At 72.4% G+C, this 2,189-nt stretch carries 1 protein-coding gene; it reads right to left on the reverse strand.

What is annotated here, in order from left to right:
- Positions 1–305: 305 nt before the first annotated feature.
- The coding region (locus R6V09_RS51530; protein WP_317888310.1) for a hypothetical protein at positions 306–2,189 on the reverse strand (1,884 nt) is incomplete at its 5' end.

Raw genomic sequence — 2,189 nt, forward strand, 5'->3', positions numbered from 1 at the left:
AGGCGGCCCGGCCGCCGGTGGGCAGCGGCTCGTCGGCCTCACCCGCCCGCGGTCTGGGCACCCCTCGTGTGCGGCTGCGCGTGGCGTGTCCCACGGGGCCGTCCCCGAGGTCGGTCATCTGGCACTCCCACAAAACGGTCGGGCCGTTCAGGCCGTCGGTGCTGCGGCCAGGGGCGCGCGGCCATGTCGGGTCGGACGAGACGGGATTCCCGACTCGCTTGCGTGGTTGCGCAATATAACAATCTCAGATGAGAACGTTGTAGCGGCTTTCTCATTTACGGACTTTCATTTTGCGTCAAGGTCGGTCAACTGGTCGGAATGCGGGCGGTGGTGATGGTCATCGGCGTACCGGTGACGGCGATGAGATAAAAACGCGGATGCGAGCCGCCCGGCACCCGCCGGACACCGCCGGGCGGCTTCACGACGTAGGTCGCGGAGGCGTGCGGGGCCAGGGACTGCGGGCCGCCGGAGGCGGTCCACCAGTCGGAGGCGCCCTGCCCGAGGCGGCTGGCGAAGTGGGGGGTGAGCCGGGTGGCGGTCGTGTTGACGACCCGGGCGACGAGCCGGGTGATGTCACGGTGCCCGGAGCGCTCCACGATGTCCGCCGTGACGTTCATGCGCAGCGGCGGCGGACTGGCCGCGGCGATCGTCACACACACGACGGCGGGCGCGAGGAGCCCCGCGGCGAGCACGGCCCGCGCCGGGCGTGCGGTCAGGTGCGGGATGCGGGGCTGCCAGGCCGAGGCGAGCGCGGCGGCCGGGACGGTGGCGGCAGCGGCGAGCCATAGCGGGGTCATCATCAGGAAGTAGCCGTCCTGGGACCGGGTGGCGAGGTAGAAGCTCAGCCAGGGCAGCACGGTGATCGCCGGGCCGAGCCGCCGCACGAAGAGCAGGGTGGCGGCGAGCAGGCCGAACAGGAGCAGGAGACTGCCGTAGGAGTAGTAGTCGAGGTGCCTGCTGCCGGCGGTGAAGTAGTACGAGATCCCCATCAGGCCCTGGCCGTGCAGGATCGCCTTCTGGGTGATCGGGAGCAGCAGTCCGTGCAGCCAGCTGGGGAAGTCCTGGACGGCGAAGTAGGCGTTGATCGCGGCCCAGGTCAGTGCGGCGGTGCCGGTGTAGCGGGCGACCACGCCGAGGGCGAGCCGGGGTCGTGTCCGCAAAGTCCCGTCGTCCGCCCGAAGGGCGGGTCCCACGGCGTCCGGTGCGTGCTCTCGGCGTGCCGGGCGGAAGTCCTCGTACTGGTTGTACGTGGGCTTTCGTCCGGTGCGGCGAGAGTGCATGCTGGGCGTCGCGGGGCAGGCGGGACTTTGCGGACACGGCCCAGGGCCGAGGTCGCCGCGGCGGACGGCGTAGAGGCCGACGAGGAGGAACGGCGTGAGGAACCAGGCGAGTTGCTGGGTCGCGCAGGCCGCGCCGAGGCAGAGGGCCTGGAGCACTCCGGGCAGTCCGAGCCGGCCGCCGGCTCCGGTCTCGGGCCACCTGACCACCACCGGGACGAGGAGCACCAGGGCGAGGACGGCCGGGTAGCCCGAGTAGGCGTAGCCGGGCAGGAAGCCGAAGCCGAGGCACACCGCGGTGGCGCCGGACCGCCAGGGGGCCGGGAGCAGCAGCCACAGCAGGACGGCGCCCGCGAGGAGCGCGCCGGTGGTGACGAGGGTGGCGGCGGCCGTCGAGTGGATCACAGCGTGGACGGGCGCGGCGAGCAGCGCGGTCAGGGGCGGGTAGCCGTAGGTGTAGTCGGCGCCGCCCGACATCGTCTTGGTGATACCGACGGACGAGGAGTCGAAGAGCCACGGCCAGGGCTGACCGTAGACGGGGTGGCCGTGCAGGATCTGGTTCGCGGCCTGCGCGGTGAGCACGCCCTCGTCGGTGCCGGCGTGGTTGAGCCAGTAGCCGCACAGCACCAGCGCGACGGCGAGCAGCAGGACGCCCGCGTCGACCCTGGTCAGGGCGCGCCGGGTGCGGGTGGTGAGGGCCAGGACTCCGGCGACCAGGATCCCGGCGTAGCAGACGGAGATGATCCCGGCGACGGGCGGACGGGACGTCATCGCCCTCGTCCAGGCGTCACGGGTGCCGATGAACAGGCTGATCGTGGCGATCAGCGTCATCCCGCGGTGCAGTTGCTGCGGCGCGGCGGGCCCGGTGGTGAGCGGCCGGGTCAGCGGCGGCCCGGCGGTGGCGGGCGCGTC

This window comes from Streptomyces sp. W16, assembly GCF_033194735.1.
Lineage (GTDB): Bacteria > Actinomycetota > Actinomycetes > Streptomycetales > Streptomycetaceae > Streptomyces.